We start from the raw sequence: 1076 nt of genomic DNA, 5'->3' as shown, positions 1-1076 counted from the left end.
CTAGACAAAATGACACCAAATGAGTTTTACTATGATCAGCTACCCCAACAAAACAAGGTGGCTTAACTAGAGCGGAATATTACTTATAAATACGCTTTTAGTTGTTCAAACAAGTGGGACCACCTCTTAAGTCATGTGATTGGATTTCAGTTTTTTATAAAATAACTTTTTGAATTTTAGAATTTATTTATTTGTTATAATGAATTAGTTAATTAAAAACATACGGAATAAAAATTGAAAAAGAAAGAATATAAATTAAAAAATAATATAGTTTTTGGAGCTGTTGTTGGCTTAGCGGGGATTGCTTGTGGTTTGTGGCTTCTAATCTCTTTGGAGAAATTATCAGGAACTGAGTTTGTAGGTTTTAGTCTTGGATTTGCTGTGATTGGATTGATCATAGCCTTTGCAGCTGAGGTTCAAGAATTTTCAATTGTAGGAAATGGCGTCAAATTGAAAGAATTAAGGTCGGAAGCTGAAAAGACCATAGAGGAGTTAAAAGAAGCTAGAACAGAATTATTTAGAGTTTTAGTCCAAAAAAGTATTTATGGATCAGGTGGGTTTTGTAGTGATTGTATAGTAGATGAATGTGCTGAATCATTTTGTGAGTTAATTGAACAAATTGAAAAATTTAACTGTTTAAATAAATTAAGGTTAGATGTTGAAAAATCATTAAGATTAATATTATCTCGGCAGTACAATAACTTGTATATGCTTCATTTGCCAAATAAGAAGCATACAGATTCACTTGAAAGTTATGATAACCCTCGAGATTTAAGAATTAAAATAAGCGATGAATGTATACAGAAATATATTTCAAGGAAGTCTAATCAATTCACCATGGAAGAAGGAAGATCAGAATTAAATGATGCTATTGAAGTGTATGCAAAATTATATGCTATAAAAATTAAACTCGATAAATTAGCACCAGAATCATAGAAAAATATTTAAAATAGAGGTGGTCCCACTTGTTTGAACAACTAAAAGCGTATTTATAAGTGATATTCCGCTCTAGTTAAGCCACCTTGTTTTGTTGGGGTAGCTGATCATAGTAAAACTCATTTGGTGTCATTTTGTCT

Annotated in this window: 1 protein-coding gene; it reads left to right on the top strand. The window is 30.7% G+C overall.

Annotation, left to right across the window (positions count from 1 at the left end; genetic code table 11):
* Window positions 1-234 precede the first annotated feature (234 nt).
* Window positions 235-936, top strand: coding sequence for a hypothetical protein (locus FTT87_RS15895; RefSeq protein WP_180082247.1), 702 nt, complete (start codon window positions 235-237; stop codon window positions 934-936).
* Window positions 937-1076: the final 140 nt, after the last annotated feature.

This window comes from Acinetobacter sp. YH01022 (assembly GCF_013420235.1).
GTDB lineage: Bacteria > Pseudomonadota > Gammaproteobacteria > Pseudomonadales > Moraxellaceae > Acinetobacter.
This window is presented reverse-complemented; position numbering and strand designations above follow the sequence as displayed.